Raw genomic sequence first — 25,322 nt, 5'->3', positions numbered from 1 at the left:
AAAACCAACATATCTCCTCATTGGTAGGGAAATAACCGAAGCCTGTCTTCGGCTGTTCTGAGGAGATAACACCACCATGAGTTCGCCAGAAACGCTGTTAAAAACTCTGTTAACCCGGCTGTTAGGTGTACCCGCCGAGCAGTTGTGTGACGACAGTGATTTGATCTACCACGGTCTGGATTCGATGCGCACCATGCGGGCAGCCAGTGAACTGCGCCGGGCAGGAATCGCCGTTAGGTTTACCGAGTTGATTGGAAAAAGAACGCTGGCGGAGTGGATTGCAATTGTGCAGTCAGCCAGTGGCGTAACCGTGTCCTCAGCCATTCACCACAATGTAGGCGAAACTCCCTTTGAACTGGCAGAAATGCAGCATGCCTTTTGGATCGGTCGACAGGAGCAACAGCAACTTGGTGGTGTCACTGCCCATTTTTATGCTGAGTTGGATGGGGCGGCGTTAGATCTTGAGCGTCTTAATAAGGCGTTTCAGCAGCTTATCTCCCGGCATTCGATGCTACGCCTGCGGATCAATAGCGATGGATTGCAGCACATCGCTGCCACTGAAAATCGCTCGTTGCAGGTGAATGATTTGACCCACCTCTCCGACACGGAAGTGACGGTAGAGCTGGAAAAATACCGTCAGCGCTACACTCACCAGCAGCTGGATATCGAACAGGGCCAGACGATTATGCTGGCGCTGTCGCTGCTGCCCGGACAGCGCAGCCGACTGCATCTGGATCTAGATATGATCGCGGGTGACGCCGCCAGTTTGCGTATCTTGCTGCGCGAACTTGCCTCACTCTATGCCCAACCTTTTGCCTCCCTTCCTGAGCTAAGTTTCAGCTACGCGAACTATCTCCAGCAAAAACGTGAAAACCAGCAATCGCAGTGGCAGCAAGATCGCCTTTGGTGGCAACATCGTTTAGCTGATTTGGCTGGTCCACCCGCTTTGCCGTTACGCACGTCGAGCGATGTCCCCCGTACAGAACGCAAACACGTCTGGCTGAATGAAGCTCAAAGTCGGAAGTTGACACAGCTAAGCCAACAGGCCGGACTGACAGTTCCGGCGGTGTTGGCAACATTGTTTTCTGAGGCTATCGGTTTGTGGAGCGGCGCCGCACCCTTCGTACTCAATCTGCCGGTTTTTTCCCGTCACTCAGATCATCCCCAGGTCGATCTTTTGGTCGGTGATTTCTCGAGCTCGGTGCTGGTGACGGTGGAACCGGCCAGCCAGCCTGACTTTATCGCGCAGGCAAGGGCGTTTCAGGGACAATTGCATCAGGCAATGGCGCACTCGGCGTATAGCGGCGTTGAAGTGCTGCGCGATCTGACCCGGCAGCAAAATGGGGAACAGGTACTGGCTCCGGTGGTTTTCACCAGTGCGCTGGCGCTGGGTGAATTGTATGAACCACAGGTCAGACAAACACTTGGCGACACGGTGTGGTCTATCTCGCAGGGGCCGCAGGTATGGCTGGATGCGCAGGCCACCGAGTATCAGGACGGTATCCTGCTGAACTGGGATTTCCGCGCTGACCTGTTCTTACCGCAGGTTATCGATGCGATGTTTGACTGGTTCAGCCAACGTATGCTTCAGTTGCTGGAGGATCCCGTCAGCTGGCAGAAACCGCTTGCCACGCCTGCTCCACTGGTGCCATTCCCTCAGCCCGAAACATCTGTACCACCGGCTATTCCGCTCCATCAGCGCTTTTTCCACCATGCATTGCAACAGCCTCAGGCGATTGTACTGATGTGGGGAGATGCACAGCAACTCACTTATGGCGAGCTGGCGCATCAGGCGTTATGTGTCGCCGGATACCTGCAGCAGCAGGGCGTGCAAGCGGGTGATTACGTTGCTGTCAGCATGGGGAAAGGCGTTGGGCAAGTCATCGCCGTGCTGGGCGTGCTGGCCGTTGGTGCAACCTATGTCCCCTGCGGCATAGATGTGCCGTTACTACGCCGCCAGCAGGTCTATCAGACGGCTGATGTGCAGTGGGTTTTGAGTGATGACCGCCCTGAGTGCCAACCGTCCTGGCCGGAAGGGGTCACCGTGGTGGCGCTGAGTGAAGCGTTAGCCAGTGCTCCTTTGCCATCATGCCTGCCCATTTCAGCCCAGCAGGCCATGTACGTCATTTTCACGTCCGGTTCCACGGGCACGCCAAAAGGTGTCGCCGTCTCTCATGCCGCGGTTGCCAATACCATTGATGCCGTTGATGGCTTGTTCCGGTTCACACCCACGGATCGCACAATCTCGCTCTCTGAACTGGATTTTGACCTGTCGGCTTACGATGTCTTCGCCAGCCTGAGTCGTGGGGCCGGTTTGGTGGTGGTTGATGAATTCCAGCGCCGTGATGCACATGCCTGGGTGGCGTTGTTACAGCGCTGGCAAGTTACGGTTATCAGTTGTGTTCCGGCGTTACTGGATATGATTCTCACTGCTGCGGCAGATAACCCCCTGCCATCCTTGCGCCTGGTGATGATGGGCGGCGATCGCATCCCGGCGGAGATGGCCTCGCGCTGGTGGTCACTGACCGGGCAGGCTGCCTTTGTCGGGCTGGGGGGCATGACCGAAGCGGCGATTCACTCGACGGTGTTTGTGCTACAACCTGGGGATAGCCGATGGTCAGCGGTGCCTTTCGGACAGCCGCTGGCAAACATGCATTGCCGTATAGTTGATGCCCGTGGCCGTGATTGCCCGGCTTGGGTCGGCGGCGAGCTGTGGGTCAGCGGACCCAGTCTGGCGCTGGGTTATCTGAAGGATCCTGCCCGTAGCGCGGAGAAGTTTGTTTCCTATGCCGGTCGACGCTGGTATCGCAGTGGTGACCGGGTACGTTACTGGCCTGAAGGCACCATTGAGTACATTGGGCGTACCGATCACCAGATTAAAATACGGGGTCACCGTATTGAACTGGGTGAAATTGAAACCGCGTTGCTGAGTCATCCCCAGGTGCTTCAGGCAAGCGTTGGCATCGTATCGCCGGCTGCCAGACAGTTGTGCGCCAGTCTGGTGACGTCGCAAGCCTTGAGTCAGGCAACGCTGCGCGACTGGTTACACGCGCAACTGCCAGCCTATGCCGTGCCTGAACATTATCAGTTCCTCGCGGAAATGCCGCTGACGGCTAACGGTAAACTGGATCGCCGTGTATTACAGCAGCAGGCAGAACAGCAGCTGGAGAACGCTGAGCGGCAATTTCAGCTTCCAGAAAATGAGATCGAAAAACAGGTCGCCGCTCTCTGGCAGCAGTTACTCCAGGTCGCGGCAGTGGGGCGCGAGGACAATTTCTTTGTGCTGGGTGGTGACAGCCTGATCGCCACACGTTTAATCGCCAGAATGCGCGAGCAGAACCTTAGCGCACCTCTGGCGGAACTCTTTGCCACACCAACGCTGTCGGCATTTTGTGCCCATGTGCGATATAAGCATCAGGCACCTGACCAGCCACTCAGCGCAGATGATGCCAATCGCTACCAACCGTTCCCTCTCAGCGATATCCAGCGTGCTTTCTGGATAGGTCGCGCCGGGGAAATGACGCTGGGGGCGGTGGGCTCGCACTTCTACATTGAATTCGACGGCCAGGGTCTGGATGTGGTGCGGCTGGAACAGGCCTGGCGCCAGTTGATGCTACGTCACGACATGTTGCGCGTTCGCGTAACGGAAGCGGGGCAACAACAGGTCGCGGAGCAACTACCCGCGTGGGAAATCCAGCAGCATTGGCTGGGTGAAGATGCACAGGCCGGACTGGCAACCTTGCGCGAAAAACTGTCGCATCAGGTTTACGATCCGTGCCAGTGGCCGTTGTTCGCCATTCATGTTGCTCATTACGCGCAACGCCAGCGTTTGTTCGTCAGTCTGGACAGTATGATGCTGGATGGCCGCAGCATCATGGTGTTGTTTACTGAGTGGGATCAACTGTATCGCGATCCACAGCTCAACCTGCCCGAACTGCATATCCGCTATCGCGACTATGTTTTGCAAAATCGTCCCGCTGCGGAGCGCGAACAACAGGCGCAGGCATGGTGGCAACAGCATCTCGCAACATTGCCGGAACGCCCAGCCCTGCCGCTGGCGGTCGCACCGGAAACGCTGCAACAGCCACGTTTTCGTCGCTGGAGCCACGAGTTATCGGCCACTCGGTGGCAGCAGTTAAAAGCGGTGGCGAAACGTTACGGCATCACGCCGAGCGTGGTGCTGGCTGCGGCCTATGGCGAGGTGCTGGCGCGCTGGAGTAATCAGGCCGCGCTGGCGATTAACCTGACAATGTTTGATCGTCAGCCGCGCCATCCACAGATCAATCATGTGGTCGGTGATTTCGCCTCAATTCTGCTGCTGGGTTATCAAAGCAGTGCCGAAGGTGATTTCCTTGCTGCGGCACAACGCCTGCAACAGCAGGAGGGGGCGGCCCTGGCACAACGTGAAGTGTCCGGCATTTGGGTATTGCGCGAACTTGCGCGCCAGAAAGGTCAGGCCATGGCTTCAATGCCGGTGGTCTTCACCAGTGTTATCGGGCTGGATAAAGACGCATCGCTCGATTTGTCGGATGCCTTCCCGCAACAAATCTATGCCATCACGCAAACGCCGCAGGTGTGGCTGGACGCAAAAATCAGCGAGTCACGCGGACGTCTGCTGTTGGAGTGGGATGCGCTGGAAGCGTTATTCCCGGCAGGCATGATCGAGGCGATGTTCAGCAGCTACTGTCAGTTGGTGGAGCAGTTAACCCAATCCGACTGGCGACAGCCGGTAACGCTGCCCTTGCCGGACAGCCAGCAACAGGTTCGTCAACTTACCAATCAGACCGCGTTATCCTTCCCGGAATCACGACCGCTGTATCTACGTTTCTTTGCCGAGGCCCGTAAACATCCCAGCGCCACTGCGCTGCTCTGGGGCAGCGAATGGCAGATGGATTACGGTACCCTGGCGCAACAGGCGCTGGCGGTTGCGGGCTATCTGCAACAGCAGGGCGTGCAACCCGGTGACCGGGTTGCTATCACCCACGCAAAAGGCCCTCAGCAAATTGTCGCGGTGCTGGGCGTGTTAGCGGCGGGGGGCTGCTATGTACCCTCCGGCATCAGCTTACCGGAAGCACGCCGTGCGGTGGTCTATCGCGATGCCGGGGTCAAGCTGGTGCTGTGCGATGAAAACAGTTTGCAGCAACTCAGTTGGCCACAGGGCGTCGCGGTAACCAGCCTTAGTGAAGCCTTACAGGCAACGCCACTGGCAGCCCCCTGCATACAACCTGCCGAGGCAGCGAAGTACATCATCTTTACCTCCGGATCGACCGGCACCCCGAAGGGGGTGGTGGTGAGCCATGGTGCGGTAGCGAACACCGTTGATGCTGTCGCTGCGCTGTTCAGCATCAGTGACAACGATCGCTCCATCACCCTGTCGGCCCTCGATTTTGACCTTTCTGCCTATGACATCTTCACTTTCCTCGGGCGTGGCGCTTCGCTGGTGGTGGTGGACGAGGCGGAACGGCGTGACGCCGCCGCCTGGGTAGCGCTGATTAACCACTGGCAGGTCAGCGTAATCAGTGCAGTACCCGCCTTGATCGAGATGATTACCGTTGCGGCTCAAACGCATGGACTCACTCAGGTACTGCGCCTGGTGATGGTCGGGGGCGATCGGGTCGTGCGTCAGCTGCCGCAGGATTTATGGCAACTGTCGCCGCAGACGCGTTTTGTCTCCCTCGGTGGGATGACCGAAGCGGCGATCCACTCGACTTGTTATGAGATCCAGCCTGACGATCCTTGGTGGGCGTCGGCACCTTACGGTGTGCCGCTGGCGAATATGCAGTGCCGGGTGGTGGACCAGCAGGGACGTGATTGCCCGGACTGGGTCAAAGGCGAGCTGTGGGTCAGTGGGGCCGGAGTGGCTACAGGCTACTACGGTGATGAAAAGCGCAGCGCAGAGAAGTTTGTGGCGTGGCAGCAACGCCGTTGGTATCGCACCGGCGATGTCGCCAGCTATCGTCCCGATGGTGTGCTGGAGTTCTTTGGCCGTGCCGATAATCAGGTCAAGATCCGTGGGCACCGCATTGAATTGGGCGAGGTGGAAGGCGCGCTCAGCCGTCTGCCGCAGGTGGACAGCGCCGTTGCCGTGGTATTAACCGGCACAACACGACAGCTCGCGGCGGCGCTGGTGGCCTCCCGGCCGCTTGATCTGGTCGCGGTAAAACAGGCAGCGCAGGCCAGCCTGCCGGATTACGAGGTGCCCGAACACCTGATGCAAATCAGCCAGATTCCCCTCACCGCCAATGGCAAGGTTGATCGTGAAGCTATCACCCGACTGATTGCGGAGCAGCTGGAACTGGCAGCACATGCCGGTGAGAAACTGCCAATCAGTGGCGAGGCGGAGACCGTGCTGGCACAGTTGTGGTGTGAACTACTGGCGGTACCACACGTGGCTGCAAGTGATAACTTCTTCAGTCTGGGTGGCGACAGTCTGGTGGCAACTCGTCTGATGAGCCGCCTGCAACAGGCGGGTTTCCGTGGGGCGCTGGCTTCCCTATTCAGCACCCCTGAGCTACGCGCATTTGCTGCCAGCCTGAAACGTGAAGCAACGGCGCAACAACAGCTGTTAGTGCATGATGCAACCTGCCGCTATCAGCCTTTCCCACTGACTGATGTGCAGCAGGCTTACTGGCTGGGGCGGCAGGAAGCGTTCACCCTCGGAGATATCGCGGCGCAGTGCTACAACGAATATGAACTGCCGGGTATGGATGTTGCGCGTATGGAGCAGGCATGGCATCAACTGGTGTTACGCCATGACATGCTGCGTTGTCGCATCACCACCGACGGCCAGCAGCAGATTATGCAGGAGGTGCCTTTCTACCATTTCCGTCAGCATCATCTGGGTGCTGCTGCTTTGGTTGGATTGCGTCAACAGATGGCGCGACAGAAACTCGCCCCCGAGAGCGGGCGTCTCTACGACGTTCAGGTCATCCATTACGGAGATAACCAGGTGCGGCTGGCGGTGCTGCTCGACAACCTGATTGTCGATGGCCTCAGCATGCTGACGCTGTTCACCGAGCTGTTCCATTACTACCAGCACCCTGATGAACCTTTGCCGCCGCTTAGCGTCGGGTTCCGCGATTACCAGTGCCTGCGCCAGCAGCAGGGGCCGTCCTCTGCATCCCTCCAGTACTGGCAGCAGCGACTGTCCTCGTTACCGCCAGCGCCTGCATTGCCCACTCAGGTTGAACCGGGCACGCTGACTCAACCTGTTTTCCGTCGTCTCCAGGCGAAATTGGCAAGCGCACAGTGGCAAAAGATCCTGCAACGGACGCGCCAGGTGCAAATCACGCCGTCAGTGCTGCTGTTGACCTGCTTCTCCGAGGTGTTGAGTCGCTGGAGCGGCCAGCGATCGCTGGTAGTCAATATGACGCTGTTTGACCGTAAGCCACTCCATCCGGATATCAACCGGGTGATCGGCGACTTTACCTCACTGATTTTGGCGGAATACCACGCTAACGCGGATGAGAGTTGGCTCAGTCATGCTCAGCGGATGCAGGCGCAAATCTGGCGCGATTTGGATCATCAGGATGTCTCGGCTGTCAGCGTGATGCGCCAGCTGGCGCAACATCACGGTGGTGAAACGCGCGCCGTGCCGGTGGTGTTCACCAGTATGCTCGGCGTTGCCGATGCGCTGGCGAAATCCGCGCCATGGCCGGATTTCACGCTGTCCCAGACGCCGCAGGTGTGGCTGGACCACCAGGTTATCGACCTCGAAGACGGCCTGCTGTTGAGCTGGGATTATCTGGAGGAACTGTTCCCGGCACAGATGGTGGAGCAGATGTTTGCCAGCTATTGCCAATCCTTGCAGCTGCTGGCCGATGATGACTGGCAGTTGCCACCGTTACGACAGTTGCCACTCGCCCAGCAGCGGGTGCGCGAGCAGATCAATGCGACCGAGGCTCCGCAACAGGGACCGGTACTGCTGCATCAGGGCTTCTTTGACCAGGCGCGCCGTTACCCACAACGGATAGCGGTATGGGACGGGCAGCACGGCGGTATCAGTTATGGCGAGCTGCGGGAACGCGTGCTTGCTGTAGCGGCGGGTCTTCAGCAGCAGGGGATTAAAGAAGGTGACTGCGTGGCGATATCCCTGCCGCGAGGCATCGATCAAATGGTGGCGGTGTTGGGCGTCCTGGCGGCTGGTGCCGCGTATCTGCCCGTCAATGGCAAACATCCACCAGCGAGGCAGGCATTGTTGTGCCGAAAAGCACAGGTGAAGCTGGCGATTGGCCGTGCGGAAGGTGCCACATCGCTCCCCCTGCAACAGTTGCTCAGCTGCACACCGCTGCTTGAGCCTGTGCTGCCGGATGCGGCCAGCCTGGCTTATATCATCTTTACCTCGGGTTCGACCGGCGAACCCAAAGGCGTAGAAGTTGAACACCGCAGCGCCAGTAACACAGTTGATGACATTTGCCAGCGTTATGGCATCCGCAGTCAGGATGTGTTTTTGGGCGTGGCCGCGCTCGATTTTGACCTGTCGGTTTTCGATATCTTCGGCGCATTGAGCCAGGGTGCAAAGCTGGTGCTCAGCGCAGAAGAAGAACATCGCGATGCCGAGGGCTGGCTGGCGTTAATGCAGCAGCACCAGGTCAGCGTCTGGAACAGCGTACCCACGCTGATGGAGATGGTGATCGAAATCGCGCAACTGCGCGGCAATGAATTGCCAGCGCTGCGTCTGGCATTGCTGTCAGGCGATTGGGTCAGCCCGGATATTGCGGCCAGGCTGGAACGTATCGCGCCGCTGTGCCAGACCATTGCGCTGGGCGGGGCAACCGAAGCCGCTATTTGGTCCAACGCCTGGGCAGTTCCGGCCCGGCCACCGCGCGACTGGACATCAGTGCCCTACGGTTTACCACTGCGCAATCAACAGTTCAGGGTGGTTGATGAACTGGGCTGCGATCTACCGGATTGGGTGGCAGGAGAGCTGTGGATTGGCGGCATGGGCGTGGCGCGTGGGTACTGTGGTGATCAGGCGCTGACTCAGGCAAGTTTTCGTGGCGTATACCCGCAACGCTGGTATCGCACAGGGGACATCGGGCGTTACCGTCCCGACGGTATCCTCGAATTCCTCGGACGGCGCGACGGTCAGGTGAAGTTACGCGGTCACCGTATTGAATTGGGCGAAATTGAACAACAGCTACAACGCTGTGCGGGCGTTCGCCGCGCAGTGGTATTGCTGAAGGGGAGTGGTGTCAGCGCCAGTCTGCACGCCTTTTATGAGGGTGAAACGACGTCTGTCGAAGCGGTGCAACGCGAGCTGCGTAGCGTGTTACCTGGCTGGGCGATCCCTGCGGACATCACCGCGCTCAACCACTGGCCGCTCACCGCCAACGGCAAAATCGACCGCAAAGCGCTGGCGCAACTCACCCCCCGGGCCACGCAAACCGCGTTGTCTCTGGACGATCCTCACCAACAGGCGCTGGCAGACATCTGGCAACAGGTGCTGGGAGCACAACCGGGCCACGCCAGCGAAAGTTTCTTCAGCGCTGGCGGTAATTCGCTACTGGGTACCCGCCTGGTGGCGCAAATCTGCAAACACTTCGGTATCCGTCTGACACTGCGAGACTTTTTTGCTGACGCTACCCTCTCGGGCCTTTGCGCATCCGTCGAAAGGCATTTGGCTGACAAAAACAGTATGGAAGAAGGTTTATTGTGAAAATTTCCGACGTTATCGCACGACTGGAAACCCAGGGCATCGAACTGTGGCAGGAAGACAACAATCTGCGCTTCCGCGCCCCTGCCGGGGTAATGACCGACGCTATTGTGCAGGAGTTACGTGACCATAAACCGGCCATCCTCGACTGGCTCAAGGAGCAGGAGATCGGGGCTGTGCTGCAAGCCGATCCCGATGCACGTTTTGCACCTTTCCCCTTAACCGAAGCGCAGCAGGCGTATTTTGTCGGGCGTCATAGCGCGTTCGCGTTCGGCGGTGTCGCCTGTCGCGGATTTCTGGAGATTTGTTTTGATCAGCCTGTCACGTCGGCGCAACTCAACCGTGCACTTAATCAGCTGATTGCTCGCCATGACATGTTGCGGGTGGTGATTGAGGAAGAGGGGGTTCAGCACGTTCTGCCAGAGGTGCCGCTGTTTCAGCCACAACAACACGCATGGCCCGATCTGCCAACCACAGCAATCAGGACGCGTATCGACGAGTTGCGCGAAGAGATGCTGGCTGCTCCGGCGGATTATCAACGCTGGCCGCTTTTTGCCGCAGCCTGTGTCCAGGCGGCAGGACAAACCCGCCTGTTGCTGTCGATTGAGCTGATCCTGGTGGATTCCGCCAGCCTTTACTTGCTGGTGGATGAACTGGAGCAACTGTTGTTTGCGCCCGAGACACTGCTGCCCGCTCCCTCGCTGGGCTTCCGTGACTACGTGATCGCCCGGCGTGCCGCACGCCAGGGTGTACGCTACCGCAAGGCACAACAATACTGGCGGGACCGCATCCCTGCATTACCCAATGCCCCGGCTTTACCGGTAAGCGCAAGCAGCGAAAAGGCCGCATTTGTCCGTCGTCAACTGCGGCTGTCGCATCAACAGCGTCAGCAACTGAATCAACTGGCCGCGAAAGCCCAGGTGACGTTGAACGCGCTGCTGCTGGGCGCATTCTCCCAGGTAATGGGGTTCTACAGCGACAGCCGCCATTTCACGCTTAACCTGCCGATTTTCCGCCGTGAAGGGCAACACAGCGACCTTGAACGGATGGTAGGCGACTTCACTTCCGTGACGCTACTGGAAGTGGATCTGCGTGGCGAAGAGGTTTTTGCGCAGCAACTGCTGACCCTCAATCAGCGCCTGTTTGCCGATCTTGACCATAGTGCCTTTTCAGGCCTTGAGGTGCTGAGTGAACTGTCACGCCATCATGGTGAGGCGGTGCTGATGCCGGTGGTGTTTACCAGCACCCTCGGTCAGGGCGAACGGCAGGAGGCTCCGGCGCGCTATCGTATCGAGCAAGGATTAACCCAAACTCCACAGGTGCTGATTGACTGTCAGGTCACCGCCCAACCCGATGGCATGATGCTGGCATGGGACTCGCGCGAGGGGGTATTCCCCGAACAGTTTATTGAACAGGCTTTTGCTGCTTTCAGCGGTGTAATTCAGCTCCTGCTGACTGAAGGTGAGTCTTGTCTTAACCAGCGTCAGTTGCTGACGCTGCCTGCGGCACAGGCCGCCATTCGTCAGCAAACCAACGCGGATTGCCAGCCAGACTTCGCCCAACTGCTGCATCAGGGGTTCCTGGAGAAGGCAGAACAGCAGCCGGATGCCATCGCGCTGTGGGATGATGCAGGGAGCATGACCTACGGCGAACTGGCCGCTCAGGCCTACGGACTGGCGGCGGATTTGCAGCGGGCAGGGCATGGTCCTGGCGAAGCCGTAGCGGTGATGTGCGACAAAGGGCGTGCCCATGCACTGGCCCCGCTTGCCATTCTGCTGAACGGGGGTTGCTACGTACCGGTCGATACCCAACAGCCTGCGCGCCGTCAGGAGGCGATTTTACGCAATGCCGGGGTGCGTTGGGCAATCTGTGAGCATGCAGAACAATTGCCTGAAGATGTCGATCCGGTTACCTGGCGTACCGACACCTCTGCGGGTGATTTCCAGTCGTTAAGAGTCGGCCTCCATCAGCCTGCCTATATTATTTATACCTCCGGGTCGACCGGTGAACCCAAGGGCGTGGTCATCAACCATCATGCCGCCTGGAATACCATCGCCGATATTAACCGTCGCTTTGCCGTGAGCGCCCAGGATCGGATACTGGCTGTCGCTAACTTGAGTTTCGATCTGTCCGTGTACGATCTGTTTGGTGTGCTGGCTGCGGGTGGCACCCTGGTCTACCCACAGGAAGCGAGAAAGGCGGATCCTTCACACTGGGCTGAACGTATCACCCAATATGGCGTCACGCTATGGAATACTGTGCCAGCCCAGTTGCAGATGCTGGCGGATACGGCACAGCCGGTGCTGACGCTACGCCTGGCGCTGGTATCCGGGGATTGGGTGCCGCTTACTCTGCTGACCCAACTGCGCGCCATCGCAGCCGATGCTCAGCTGATCGCGTTGGGAGGTGCCACCGAAGCGGCAATCTGGTCGGTATTCCATCCGGTCACCCACATCGCTTCCCACTGGCAAAGCATTCCGTACGGCAAACCGTTAGCCAATCAGCAGCTGCATATTGTTGATGAAGGCTGGCACGATCGTCCTGACTGGGTCAGCGGTGAGATCGCCATCAGCGGTGATGGGCTGGCCGATTGTTACTGGCTGGACCGGGAGAAGACCGCCGCGCGCTTTGTCACCCGTGATAACGGTCAGCGCTTGTACCTGACCGGGGATCGGGGACGCTACTGGCCGGATGGCAACATCGAGTTTCTCGGGCGTGTCGATAATCAGGTCAAAATTCGCGGCCACCGTGTTGAGCTGGGTGAAATCGCTGCGGTGATGCGTCAACACCCGGCCGTCACCGATGCGGCGGTCTGCCTGACGGAAGGCAACGGCACCGCCAGTAATCTGCTGGGGTTTGCTGAACTGGCGGCGGGGGAACAGCCCAGCGCCTGGTCAGCGATGGAAAATGCCCAGAGTCGCGCACAGCAGATTGAGCAGCAGATTGACGGTGCGGCTTTCGAGGCCTTAATGACCGGCGCAGATCGCGTGGCGATCCTCGCGATGTCCGATCGCCTGCGTCAGGATGGCCTGTTTGCCACCCCCGCTTCCCGCCACGCGCTGGAGGAGATCTATCAAGCGACAGGGGTGGCGGAGGTGCATCAGCGACTCCTGCGCCGTTGGCTGGACGGATTGGTCAGTGCCGGTGCGCTCACCCAGGATGCGCAGGGTCGCTACGGAGACCTGATCCCCTGCGACACCGCCACGTTGCAGCAGTGCTGGCATGAGGTTGAGCAGCTTGAACAGCGTGCCGGTTATGGCAGCCAGACGCTGCACTATATCCGCGTGTGCAGTGATTGCCTGAGCGGGTTGTTGCGGGGAGAGACCGATGTGCGCGGCATTCTGTTTCCGGAAGGCGAGCTTGCGACCGCCCACGCGGCCTATCGGGATAACCTGGTCAGCCAGAGCATGAACGCAATCGTGATCGCGGCGATCACTGCACTCGCCGCCTCCAGCGCCCGTCCGTTGCGGGTGCTGGAAGTGGGGGCCGGGGTGGCGGGGACCGCCAGCGATCTGGTGCCTGCGCTGGCTCCGTACCAGCCGGAATACTGGTTTACCGATCTGTCCGAGTTCTTCCTCATTGAAGCGCGTAAGCTTTTTGCCCCTTATCCCTGGATGCACTACGGCATTTTTGACATGAACGAAGATGCCGGGCGGCAGGGGATGGCGGCGAATAGCTTTGATGTGATCCTGTGCGCCAACGTGCTGCATAACGCCCGTAATGCTGGTGACGTGCTGGCGCAATTCTCCGCATTGCTGGCACCCGGCGGCACGCTGGTGTTTATCGAACCTTTCCGTCGCCATAACTACCCGCTGCTGGTGTCAATGGAGTTCTTCCCGGAGCTGACGGGCTTTACCGACTTGCGCGCCACCACCGATCAAACCTTCTTTACCCGCGAGCAATGGCTCGGCTTATTGGCGCAGGCGGGGGCGACATTAACCGATTGCGCCCCGCTGGCAGAAAGTGCGCTGTCCAGCTCCGGGCAAGGGGTATTTGTCGCACAGTTCAAAACGGATCGTGCCAGCCTGCACCATGATGAGTTGCGGGATTTTCTGAGCGATCGTCTGCCTGGTTATATGGTGCCTGCGCATTTACATCTGCTGGATCGTCTGCCGCGAACTGCTAACGGTAAAACCGATCGTCAGCGGCTGGTAAGTGCCGTGCCGCAGCATCTGACCACAGTAGAGCAGACAGGCAGCGGTAACGCGCCGCGCGATGCACTGGAACAGCAAATAGCCGCCGTCTGGGCAGATGTCCTGGGAGTGGCAGATGTACAGCGCGATGCGGATTTCTATGCGCTGGGCGGTGATTCCCTGCTGTTATCTCGCATGATCGGGCGTTTGCGCGCCCAGGTCGAAGCTGCGGCCCATTTTGAATGGGAAACCCTGCTGCGCCATCTGCTGCGGGAATCCACGGTGATGGGACTGGCAGACTTGCTACGCAACAGCACGAAGCAGAGTGAGCAACAGCAGCAGGCGCGTGCGGTGCTGGTTCCATTGTGGGGGCAGCAGGATGATCACAGCCACTGCTGCGTACTGCTGCACGCCGGGACGGGCAATCTCCAGCCGTATCAGCATCTGCTGGCGAACCTGGATAAGTCACAATTTGCCCGTGGTGTCGGCCTTGAATTGCCCAGCCAGCAGGCGTTTATGGCACTGGCCCCGCATGAGGCATTGGTGACGCTGGCCGGTCACTATGCCGATGTGTTGTCAGAGCAGGGCGAAAGTTTCACGCTGCTGGGATATTGCCTCGGTGGCTTGCTGGCTGCGGAAATCGCCCGTCAGCTCAGCGAGCGCGGCAAAAATGTGCGCGAACTGGTAGTCATCAGTGCGTATCAACCGCCGCAGGTGGATGACGCACGCCTGGTGGATTACGTCTTTGCCCGTGCGATCGGGGCCGATCTGGAGAAACTGGGTCTGCCGCAGGAGCCAGCCCTGGCGGCGGCCGTCAGCACTATCCTGCAACGCACCCCGCAGCGTATCGCCGAAGACGCATTTGATGGCCTCGACAGCCATCCACAGGTCGCGCAGGCACTGACGCGCTGGATCCAGCAGCCACAAGCCGTTCGCCTGCAAGCCTTGCAGACAGCCGGGATGGCGCAGGGAGCCTATCATCAGGAGGATGAAGCCAGCCCGCTGTTTGCCAGTCGTTACGCCTTGTTTGGGCACAGCATGGCCTCGGTGGGGCAATATCGCCCCGATCCCTGGTTCGGTAAAACCATTTTGTTGCGTAACAGCGAAAGCGATCCGCTCTTGCCCGGCACGCCCGGTGATGTCCACGACTACTGGAGCCAGCTGTGCCTCGGTGAACTGATTGTTGAAGACACGCCTGGCGATCACTTTAGCTGTCTGTCTCGCCACCATGCGCCAACCCTGGCTGCGTTGATTGCACGTCATACCAATCCGGGAGCCGCCTGATGAACAACAACATCATTGCGGTGCTCGGTGCCACCGGTGGCGCAGGACGTGATGTCAGCCGCTGGCTGGCGCAGGCAGGATTTGCATTGCGGCTCGGCGGTCGTCGTCGCGAGCCCTTGCAGCAACTGGCGACACAGCTGGGTGTGGAAGCTAATCCGGTGGACTTATGGCAGGAGAAGGAACTGCGCGAGTTTTGCCGTGGCTGCACCGTGGTGGTGAACTGCGCAGGGCCGTCCTATCAGGTGCTGGATCGGGTAGCACGAGCGGCTGCCTCGATGCAGGTGAATTATGTGGATGTCTCAGGTGATGGTCCGGCATGGCATTTGTTGCAGCAGCAACCCGCTGGCGATCAGCACTGGGTCGCCGTGCTCTCTGCCGGGATGTTGCCCGGCCTGGCGAACCTGGTGCCAGGCTGGATAAGTCAGCGTGCTGGCGGCGATCTGACGGTCTACACCGGCGGTATTGAGCGCGTGAGTGGCGCGGCCGCTGCGGATCTGGTGCTGTCGTTAAATGAACAATGCAACGCCTTGCAGGGCAGCGATTACTGGTACGGGGAAGCCGGTGCCAGCTGGCAACTCGGACGTCGTAGCCGCCACAGCCTGTCAACCCAGCAGACCGACACGCTGCCGCATTTCCCCGGCCATGTCACGCTGCTGCCGTGGTTGAGTGCTGACGCCGAGCGGCTGGCACTGCGCCATAACCTGTCGAGTCTGAGCTGGTACAACGTGTTCAGTGGTCAATGCCTGCGGGAAACCCTGACCGGATTGCGTGGCAAGGTGGATGGCACATCACAGAGTCTGGCGCTCGCCAGTGCAGCGGTGGAGAAGGCCAGTGAAATTGACCTGGCAGGTTATGCCCCGTATTACCAGATGGTGTTTGACTGGCAGCAGGAGGGGGAACCGCGTCGGCGCGTGGTGATCCGCACGGACAGCAGCCTGGCGTTGACCGCTGCTACTGCCGTCAGCACGGTGTTGAGCCTGATGCGCGGCGAAATTAATCCGGGTGTGCATTTTGCCGATCGCGTGCTGATACCGGCGACTGTGCTGGCGGATATCACGCGACTGCATACGGGCACCCACATCAGCCAGTATCAGCCAGACATGCAAGCAGAGCAGGGGGTGATATGAGTTCTGTTTCGACACCCCGTTGCCGCGCGATTGTTTGTGGCACCAGTTTTGGCCGCTTTTATCTGCGCGCGTTGGCAAATAATCCGGCGATTGAACTGGTCGGGATCCTCTCCAGTGGTTCTGCTGCTTCTGCGGGTTACGCGCGTGAGCTGAATATTGCTCACTACACCTCGGTGGCAAGTCTGCCAGCAGACATCGATCTTGCCTGCGTGGTAGTAAGAGCAGCCGTCTCAGGTGGTAAAGGCGCGGAAATTGCCTGCCAGTTGTTAAGTCGGGGCATTCATGTATTGCAGGAGCATCCGCTTCACCCTGACGAGTTAGCCGACTGTCTGCGCATGGCACATCAACATCGCGTCCGTTTTGGTATCAATGCCTTCTACCCCTTTGTTGCCCCCATCCGTCGCTTTCTCGATGCTGCCGAGATTCTGCGTCAGCACCAACCGGTGCAATACATCGAAGGCGTGTGCGGAGCTCAGGTTCTTTACCCGTTGCTGGATGTGATTGCGCGCGCGCTGGGGAAACTGCGCCCGGCGCAACTGGAGCTGATGCAGCCCCGCCAGGTGGGACCTTATACCTGCCTGCACGGCAGTATCGGCGGTGTACCGCTGACGCTGCGTGTCCAGAACCAAATCCATCCGGCAGACGCCGACAACCACGCGCTATTGCTGCACCGACTGACCATCACCGCCGAAAGCGGCGTACTGGCCCTGGCGGATACCCACGGTCCGGCGATCTGGAGTCCCAGATTACACACCCATCGTGATGAAACTCATCGGCTGGTGCTGAAAGGTCCAGGGACAGAACGTTTAGCGGCACTCAGCAGCACTGTTTTGCCGGACAGCGCAGCCGTCAGCTTCAGCGAGATTTTTGAGCAGGTCTGGCCGCAGGCGATTAACTACGCGGTGGCGGACTTTCAGCGATCCATCAACGACACCGCACTGGCGCAGCAACAGGTGCAGTGGGCGCTGGGTGTGACCGGGTTCTGGCATCGGGTGTCATCGGTGCTGGGGCCGCCTGAACTGATTTATCCCGACACGCCAGCCATGCTGCCGCTGCTGGATCGGTTAGCTGCGGAGACTACGCGATGAGCAAACATTTTTTACGCTTTTATCAGCCCGCACCCAATGCCCCGTTGTTGCTGGTTTGCTTACCCCATGCCGGTGGGGCGGCCAGTACGTTTCGCCCGTGGCCTTACTTATTCGATGCCACTGAGGTTGAACTGGCGGTGGTGCAATATCCGGGACGGGAGGATCGCTTCGCTGAACCCTTTATCGACAATATGCCCGAACTGCTGAGCGCCTTGCAGGATGAGTTGCTGCCGCAGCTTGCAGGACGCCGTTTTGCTTTGCTCGGGCACAGTATGGGGGGTGCCATCGCTCATGAACTGGCGCAGATGCTGGCCGCCCAAAGCTTGCAACCGGAACTGCTGATTATCTCCGGTCGCCAGCCGCCAGATTTTCATCCGCTGGATAGCTGCATCCATCTGGGTAGCGATCAGCAAATTCTCGAAGAACTGCTGCGACTCAGCAGCGATAACCAGGCCCTGCGTGAACAGCCGGAACTGGCTGAGTTGTTGTTACCAGTGATCCGCAATGATTACCGGCTGATTGAACATTACCGTCCACAACCAGCGCAGTTGCTCGCCTGCCCGATCGTGGTGTTGAGCGGTGAAGAAGACAGCGAATTGCCACTGTCGCAGGCTGAGGCTTGGGCGGCATGTACCTCAGCTGAAAGCCGCGTGCATCGTTTTCCGGGCGATCACTTCTTTATTGCCAGCCAGCGTGCCGCCGTGGTGGCTTGTGTACGGCAGGCGTTACGTCAGTTCTCCCCCTTGTTCAGTGAAGGATAAGCTATGGAAGACTTCTACTCACCGGTCGCTGAGTTTTACGATCTGGTTGGCCGTGCGCATTCTGCGGGTGAAACCGCGCTGCGTGAGCGGCTGTCAGCTTTCACCGATATTCATGATCCGGTGCTGGATATCGGTGCGGGCACCGGACGAACAGTGCTGGCGATCGCCGAAACCGTCCCGCTGGTGGATATTCTGGCGGTGGAACCATCTCCGGCGATGCGCGCGGTGCTGACGCATTGTGTGGCACAGCAGCCTGAGCTGCGGCGGCGCGTCACGATTATCCCGGACACGGTGGACAAGTTGCAGCTACCCGAGCGACTGGGGGCGGTTGTGGCCTTTGGGGTGCTGGGACACCTGACGACTGAAGAACGCCAGGCGCTGTGGTCGATATTGCTGCCACGACTCGAGCCTGGCGCGCCGGTGTTCGTGGAATTGCTGCCGGTCGAGAAACCGACGGTATTGCCGACCATGACTCTGGCCAGTGAGACTATCGGCCAGCGTCACTATCACGCCACCCTCGAAGGCGAGCCTGGACCCAACGATACCATGTTGCTGACGTCATGCTGGACGGTAAGCGGCGGCCCCAGTGCCACGCAGGTGATCCGTAACCGGAGTGTCTGGCATACCTTTGGGCTGGACGATCTGGCCCGTGAAACCGGGCTGCACGCCGAACGTCTGACTGCACAGGCGGGGGTGTTGTATGTCTGAACCGATTGCGAACCCCGATCATCGCATCCTGCCACAGGAGATGCGCTGGCCGGTTGCACTGGCTGAACGTTATACGCAACGCGGCTACTGGCAGCCGGAAACCCTCGGACAGCTGATTCTGCAATGGCGGCAGTATGGTGAACGTACTGCTCTGATCGAACCGGGCCGCAGCTGGAGTTATCAACAGTTGATCACTCAGGCTCGTCGCTTCGCCAGTGACCTCAGGCAGCGAGGGATGCGCAGCGGAGAAACGGTGGTTATCCAGTTGCCTAACGGTGCCGATTTTGTGGTGGCCTTGTTCGCGGTGATCCTTAACGGAGCGGTGCCCGTGCTGATGTTACCCGCCCATCGCCAGCGTGAAATCCTGCACGTGGTGGAGCTGGCACAGGCGCGCTGGTTCCTGAGTGACGCCGAACAGACGGGCATCGACGCTCAGACTCTGCGTAATAACGCCCCTGATTGTCATCGCCTGTTTTCCATCGCAGGCGAGCGTTTTGCCGCCAGCCAGGCTCCGGCGATTGACGGGTTGCCGCCCGGCGATGCGGCCCAACATATCGCTTTGCTGCTGCTTTCAGGCGGCACTACCGGGTTACCCAAGCTGATCCCACGCACCCACGCCGATTATCACTACAACTTTCGCGCCAGCGCCGCGCTTTGCCATGTGCTGCCGGATGACTGTTATATGGCGGTGCTTTCGATGGCACATAACTTTCCCCTCGCCTGTCCGGGCATCCTCGGCATCTTTTCCCGTGGTGGTTGTGTGGTAGTCCCGGCCACGGCGGCTGCGGAGGATGCGTTTGACGCGATTCGTCAGCACCGCGTGACGCTGACGGCGCTGGTGCCTTCTCTGGCAACGCTATGGCTGGAAGCGGCGGAATGGGAACAACCGGATCTCAGCTCGCTGAGGCTGGTCCAGGTGGGTGGTGCCAGGTTGGGAGCCGATGCTGCTCGCCAGTTGCTGGCCCAGTGGGGATGCCAGTTGCAACAGGTGTTTGGCATGGCGGAAGGGTTACTGAACTACACGCGGCTGGATGATTCGCCCGAACGGATAACCACCACGCAGGGCCGACCATTGTGTGACGACGATGAGATCCGGGTGGTGGACGAGCAGGGCCAAGCCGTGGTCACAGGGCAGGCGGGGGAATTGCTGGTTCGCGGGCCTTACACCATCCGTGGTTACTATCGTGCGCCTGAACACAATCGGCAGGCGTTTGCCTCTGAGGGATTTTACCGCAGCGGCGATCGGGTGCGGCAGTTGCCTGGCGGTGAACTGCTGGTGGAGGGACGCACGCGCGACATGATCAACCGCCACGGGGAATCGGTCGCCGCCGATGAAATCGAGGAATGTCTGCGGGCGCATCCGCTGGTGCGTGACGTGACGGTACTGGCAGATGCAGACGGAGAGCAACAGGAAGCGATCCATGCGGTGGTCATCGCCCATACCCCTTTCACGCTGGCCGAACTGCGGGCATTCCTTGAGCAGCAACAAGTCGCGTCATTTAAATGGCCGGATCGACTGACACTGGTGGATGCTTTCCCGCTCACACCGATTGGCAAAATCAATAAACACGTGCTGGCCACCCGGCTGGCGGTTTAATTTTCAGGAGCCAACATGACGGATACACGCACCGAGCTTCGGCTCAACTTGCCCGCAGATCAGACGCTGGCCGCGATCGTCAGCCTTATCCGGCAGAATCCGACCGAGGATTACTACGTTTATGAACGGCCACCCTGCTGGTATGTCGGTCTGGGTAAACGCGCAAGTTTAGCCCTTTCACCCGATGGCACCCAGGCAACAACCGAAAGCGAAGCGGGCTGCCAGACGGTACCGGTTACCTCGTCTCTGGCGCATTACGCCCGCCAGTTCAGTGCGCAACATGCCAGCGCAGGACAACGTGTTTTTGGCATGGCCGGATTTAACTACGCGGCCAGCATTCGCGGGCTACCTTTCCCGGCCGGTGAGTGGCCACTACTGTCGTTGCTGGTGCCGCGTGATGAACTGGTTTTTGACGCAGGGGAAGTCAGGATCCTGGCGCAGACTGCAGACCAATGCCAGCGGCTCGCCCAGCAATTACAGGACACCTCCCCGGCACCGGTTGGCGCTACGTTGCTGGCCGACCTGACCGCTCAGGGGAAAGATTATCAGCAGCGGGTGACACACGCGCTTGAAGAGATCGCCGCAGGTGAATACACCAAGGTGATTGTGTCCCGTGCTCTGGCGCTGTCACAACGTATCGACATGCCCGCGACTCTCTGGCGCGGAAGAATGGCCAATACCCCGGCACGTAGTTTCTTACTGCAACAGGGGGCGTTTGCCGCCACTGGCTTCAGCCCAGAGATGGTTGTGACGGTTGAGCAGGGCATCGTTACCAGTGAACCGCTGGCGGGTACCCGTGCGCTATCCGGTTCTGCGGGTGAAGATGCTTACAATCGGGCTGAGCTGCAAAGCGATAGCAAAGAGATAGTGGAACACGTTATCTCGGTTAAAGCAGCCATCGAGGAGCTGGAAACGCTGTGCCTAAATGATTCGGTGGCGGTCACCAATCTGATGTCGGTCCGTGAAAGGGGCAGCGTGCAACATCTGGGTTCGCAGGTGCGGGGTGAACTGGCGTCAGGGCGCGATGCCTGGGATGCTTTTGATGTGCTGTTCCCGGCGATCACGGCCTCGGGTATTCCCAAGATCCCGGCATTGGCCGCCATCCTCAAACTGGAAGCGGTGCCGCGTGAACTTTACTCCGGTGCGATATTGATGCTCGAAGGTGATCAATCGTTTGAGGCAGCATTGGTCCTGCGCAGTGCATTTCAGGATGCGCACAGAAGCTGGATCCAGGCCGGAGCCGGGGTGATTGCCCAGTCGAATGCGTTACGTGAACTGACGGAGACCTGTGAGAAGCTTTCCAGTGTGGCTCCTTACTTGGTGGTTGAGCAAGTGAAATGACGGATGTTGCCTGACCAAAGTGGCAGGTGACCCGTTGGAATTTTCAGATTAATGAGTATCTTGCATTTGTGCCCTCTTCATTCGAAGAGGGCATTTATATAATGAGGCTGTCATACCGTCTAACTGGTTTTGTTTTGCACGGTGATATTGTCAGGAAAGCGTCAAGAATTGATAATGATTATTATTTACATTTTAGAAAGCCTCAGTATGATGACTCTCTGAGTTTCGTTTCGGGAACTAAGCACCTGACCACTTCGCCAGCCGGGTACTTACAAAAGAGGGTTTTTATGCAATCCACTCACCAGTTACATTCTCTGCAGCAGTTAACCGATATGGCGCACAAATGGGGCTATGACTACGAGCTGGCAAATGCCAACTGCTCGGTCCGTCAGTCTGGCGAGTTCGACGGGACAATCAAAACGGTCACGCTGCCCTATGGTGTAAACCTCTGCCTCAACGAGCTGACCGCCAACGGTGATGATCATCGCAGCGGCACGCTACAGCATTGCCTGACCATTTTACTCACGCTCGACGGTGACGAACCCAATTATCATCTCGATGACGGCAGTCCTTTGCCGGCAGAGAGGGGCATGGCGAAGGTGATTGCCACTAAAGATCGTATGCGCCTGTGGTGTCGTAATCCACGTGGGCATCATTGCCGTAGCCTGGTGATTCAGGCAGCCCCGGAGCGCATAAGCGATAAAGAGCTGGCGGAGCAGGTCGAACGAATTCTGCAACGTAACCATGTCTTCGGGTTTATCGTCCCGCAGTACACCATTGACCGGGCCAATGAGCTGTTTGGCTTTTGCGATAACTGCGTGATTGGTCGGTTACAGACCCATAGTTGCGTACTGGATTTGATGGCGCAGGTACTGCGTGCAGCAGACCAGGATTTGCCTCAGGTCGGTGTGATGGCTCCTCATCGGGATGTAGCGCGGATGCTGAAAGTGCGGGATAAGCTGGTCACTGAATTGGACAGCAACCATTGCCTGTGCGACCTGGCGCGTGATGTTGGCATCAGTGTCAGTGCACTGAAAAGTAAGTTCCAGGCAGTAATGGGGCAGTCAGTTTTTGCCTTCCTGCGCGACCAGCGTCTGACTCGTGCCCGTCAGGGATTAGAGTCTGAAGGATGGACGGTAAAGCAGGCCGCCTATTATGTTGGTTATCAGCATCCCAGTAACTTCTCTACGGCCTATCGGCGCAAATTTGGTATGCCTCCGCGTGATTCTCTCAGCCTTTGACTGGCTGAAAACATAACTCATTTGGCTTTGCTCATAGCTGAGTTAACTAGGGGGTCGTATGACCGCCCCATACAATTGTGACAGATATAAAAACGTTTTTTTTGTCTCTGTTTCAATACCATGGGGATGGTCATGCGCACCAGTTCACACCAGCTTCGTTTAAAACAACATCTGACTACCACCATCAAACCTCTTTGCCTGCTGTGCGGTCTGGCGATTTCAGCCCCGGCTTTCACTGCGGAACAAACCACTGATAGTAAAAAAGAAGAAACCCTGGTGGTGACCGCCCGTAAAGTAAAAGAAGATCCGCTGAAAGTCCCGGTCAGCATGACGTTGTTTGATCGCCAGACATTGAGTGATCGCCGTATTGATGATGTCGAGCACTTGATCCGTGACGTGCCAAACATCAGCTTCAGCTCGCTGGGGGATATGCGTTCGACCTATATGTCGATTCGTGGTGTTGGGCCGATGGCACAGCCGCTCGGTTTTGATGATACGTCGGTTGTGACCTACATCGATGGCGTGCCGCAACCGGCCTTCGGTTCGGATCTGCGTTTCCTGGATGTCGAACGGATTGAAGTGTTGCGCGGCCCGCAAGGTACGGTTTTTGGCCGCAATGCACAGGCCGGGGCGATAAACATCACCACGCGCCAGCCGGGCGATACCTTCGAAGGCACACTGCGCGCGGAAGCGGGCCTGAACAGTGAATCCGAGAACGTCGGGCAGTTAACGGTGTCCGGGCCGTTGATTGAGGACCGTCTTGGCGGGCGCTTCTCTGCCGCCTATTCCAACCTGGGTGCCGATGTGGATAACCAGGCACCAGGCGGCAAGTTAGGTAAGGTGGAAACCGGGGTGTTCCGTGGTTCGCTGGTCTTCACCCCTGATGACCGCACCCGCTTTGTGCTGACCGGCAACTACGAGCGGGACAACAACACGCCGTCCAACTTCATTCTGAAAAATGGGCCGAATTTTCCCACGGTAGAACTGGACCCTAAAGGTTGGGTCGATCGTGAGATCTCCGGTCTGTCCTTAACCGCCAATCGTCAGTTTGATCAGATGCAGTTCACCTCCGTTTCTGCGGTGAACCATTACGATTTTAAAAACCTGACCAATAACTCCGAGGCGCTGACGTTCAGCAAGGTGTTCGGTATGCCGACGTCAGCATTTATTCCAGCCACTGACTGGAGCACTTACGACGAAAGCCAGAACAGCCTTTATCAGGAGCTGCGCCTGAGTAGCCTCGATGACGCAGATATTGTCTGGGTCGGCGGCATCAACTACCTGCATGACAGCTACAAGCTGACCACCAAATATGATTCAGCGTTCTTCTCTTCCACCAACGGTACGCGTAACGGGGATTACACCACCAACAGCTATGCCGCCTTTGGTGAGATGACTGTACCGTTGTTTGGTTCCGAAAAACTGAAAGGGACGTTAGGTGGCCGCTATACCCATGACCGTAAAACCTATGAATCGCTGTATCGTTCCAACGGTTTCCCCGGCACGGTGGCATCCTTCAATCAGAGTGGGGTGCTGAATTACGACATGGTGACAGGCCGTGCGGCGCTGAGTTATGACCTGACGGATGATTCGACGATCTATGCCAGCGTGGCACGCGGCGCGAAAAGCGGGGGATTCCCCAACTTCACCAACAACGCCCCCAGCGGCTTGAAGGATGAGCCTTATAAAGACTCCTCATCGTGGAGCTACGAAATCGGCAGCAAAAATCGCTTCCTCGACGGGCGCGCTCAACTGAATGCCTCGTTGTTCTACAACACGGTCAAAGATGAAAACCTGTTCGCGCTGGATTCAGCGTCATTCACCTTCGTGCCCAAGCCGATGGATACCCGCAATTATGGTGTGGAACTGGAAGGCTCTCTGCAACTGGCAGAACACTGGAAGGTCAGTGGCGGAGCGGGGTACACCCATACGGAGTTACGCAATGTCTCGGATGATGTTGCGGCTTCATCCGGTGCTCGCGATGGCAACCGGGTACCAGCGGTGCCGAAATTCAACACGAACCTGACGCTGCAATATTACGATTCTGCCGCCTGGCTGGGGCTGCCGGAGGCCAATATCTTCGCCCTGGCACAGCATCAATATGTCGGCAGTCGTGAAGCGGATGTCGGCAGTCACTTCAAACTTGATGCCTACCAGCTCTACAACGCCAAAGTGGGGCTGGAATTCTCTTCCTTCGATGTCTACGTATTTGGTCAAAACCTGACGGATGAACGTCCACAGTACATCGGTTTGTATTACGGACCCGGCAGCGAGGCGGTCACCGTTGGGCACGGTCGTGTGCTGGGTGTTGGTACACAAATCAGATTCTGATTACGCGCTGCGTCCGGTGTTTTATCCGGACGCGTCATTTAGTTAGCCCGGATGTA

The 25,322-nt window shown here is 58.4% G+C and carries 10 protein-coding genes; all 10 read left to right on the top strand.

Annotated features, from left to right (window positions below):
• The first annotated feature begins 76 nt into the window (after positions 1–76).
• Entirely contained in the window at positions 77–9,658 is a 9,582-nt protein-coding gene (locus tag PAT9B_RS29445) for a non-ribosomal peptide synthetase (RefSeq protein ID WP_013511936.1), read from the top strand.
• Positions 9,655–15,072 (top strand): non-ribosomal peptide synthetase, encoded by a 5,418-nt coding sequence (locus tag PAT9B_RS24230; protein WP_013511935.1) that lies wholly within the window; start codon positions 9,655–9,657, stop codon positions 15,070–15,072. Before PAT9B_RS29445 ends, PAT9B_RS24230 begins: the two co-directional genes overlap by 4 nt.
• Positions 15,072–16,199 carry a saccharopine dehydrogenase NADP-binding domain-containing protein gene (locus tag PAT9B_RS24225; protein WP_013511934.1) on the top strand — a complete coding sequence of 376 codons (1,128 nt, stop codon included), beginning with the start codon at positions 15,072–15,074 and terminating at the stop codon, positions 16,197–16,199. Before PAT9B_RS24230 ends, PAT9B_RS24225 begins: the two co-directional genes overlap by 1 nt.
• Complete coding sequence (locus PAT9B_RS24220) at positions 16,196–17,287, top strand: Gfo/Idh/MocA family oxidoreductase (RefSeq protein ID WP_013511933.1); 1,092 nt, start codon at positions 16,196–16,198, stop codon at positions 17,285–17,287. The genes PAT9B_RS24225 and PAT9B_RS24220 overlap by 4 nt, the downstream gene beginning before the upstream one ends.
• Entirely contained in the window at positions 17,284–18,048 is a 765-nt protein-coding gene (locus PAT9B_RS24215; protein ID WP_013511932.1) for a thioesterase II family protein, read from the top strand. The genes PAT9B_RS24220 and PAT9B_RS24215 overlap by 4 nt, the downstream gene beginning before the upstream one ends.
• A gap of 3 nt (positions 18,049–18,051) precedes the next feature.
• Complete coding sequence (locus PAT9B_RS24210; RefSeq protein ID WP_013511931.1) at positions 18,052–18,756, top strand: trans-aconitate 2-methyltransferase; 705 nt, start codon at positions 18,052–18,054, stop codon at positions 18,754–18,756.
• On the top strand, positions 18,749–20,353 hold the full coding sequence (locus tag PAT9B_RS24205) for a (2,3-dihydroxybenzoyl)adenylate synthase (protein WP_013511930.1): 1,605 nt from the start codon (positions 18,749–18,751) through the stop codon (positions 20,351–20,353). The genes PAT9B_RS24210 and PAT9B_RS24205 overlap by 8 nt, the downstream gene beginning before the upstream one ends.
• 15 nt (positions 20,354–20,368) lie before the next feature.
• Positions 20,369–21,694 (top strand): salicylate synthase, encoded by a 1,326-nt coding sequence (locus PAT9B_RS24200; RefSeq protein ID WP_013511929.1) that lies wholly within the window; start codon positions 20,369–20,371, stop codon positions 21,692–21,694.
• A 287-nt stretch (positions 21,695–21,981) separates the two neighbouring features.
• Positions 21,982–22,935 carry an AraC family transcriptional regulator gene (locus PAT9B_RS24195; protein ID WP_013511928.1) on the top strand — a complete coding sequence of 318 codons (954 nt, stop codon included), beginning with the start codon at positions 21,982–21,984 and terminating at the stop codon, positions 22,933–22,935.
• A gap of 132 nt (positions 22,936–23,067) precedes the next feature.
• The gene (locus tag PAT9B_RS24190) at positions 23,068–25,266 is read left to right on the top strand and encodes a TonB-dependent receptor (protein WP_013511927.1); all 2,199 of its coding nucleotides are present in this window, start codon (positions 23,068–23,070) and stop codon (positions 25,264–25,266) included.
• Positions 25,267–25,322 lie beyond the last annotated feature (56 nt).

Origin of the sequence: Pantoea sp. At-9b, assembly GCF_000175935.2 — a bacterium.
Taxonomy (GTDB): domain Bacteria; phylum Pseudomonadota; class Gammaproteobacteria; order Enterobacterales; family Enterobacteriaceae; genus Pantoea.
This window is presented reverse-complemented; position numbering and strand designations above follow the sequence as displayed.

Excerpts from the sequence above, each read along its gene's own strand:
- PAT9B_RS29445 (WP_013511936.1), top strand. The coding sequence starts at position 77 with ATGAGTTCGCCAGAAACGCTGTTAAAAACTCTGTTAACCCGGCTGTTA.
- PAT9B_RS24225 (WP_013511934.1), top strand. The coding sequence starts at position 15,072 with ATGAACAACAACATCATTGCGGTGCTCGGTGCCACCGGTGGCGCAGGA.
- PAT9B_RS24220 (WP_013511933.1), top strand. The coding sequence starts at position 16,196 with ATGAGTTCTGTTTCGACACCCCGTTGCCGCGCGATTGTTTGTGGCACC.
- PAT9B_RS24215 (WP_013511932.1), top strand. The coding sequence starts at position 17,284 with ATGAGCAAACATTTTTTACGCTTTTATCAGCCCGCACCCAATGCCCCG.
- PAT9B_RS24210 (WP_013511931.1), top strand. The coding sequence starts at position 18,052 with ATGGAAGACTTCTACTCACCGGTCGCTGAGTTTTACGATCTGGTTGGC.
- PAT9B_RS24205 (WP_013511930.1), top strand. The coding sequence starts at position 18,749 with ATGTCTGAACCGATTGCGAACCCCGATCATCGCATCCTGCCACAGGAG.
- PAT9B_RS24200 (WP_013511929.1), top strand. The coding sequence starts at position 20,369 with ATGACGGATACACGCACCGAGCTTCGGCTCAACTTGCCCGCAGATCAG.
- PAT9B_RS24195 (WP_013511928.1), top strand. The coding sequence starts at position 21,982 with ATGCAATCCACTCACCAGTTACATTCTCTGCAGCAGTTAACCGATATG.
- PAT9B_RS24190 (WP_013511927.1), top strand. The coding sequence starts at position 23,068 with ATGCGCACCAGTTCACACCAGCTTCGTTTAAAACAACATCTGACTACC.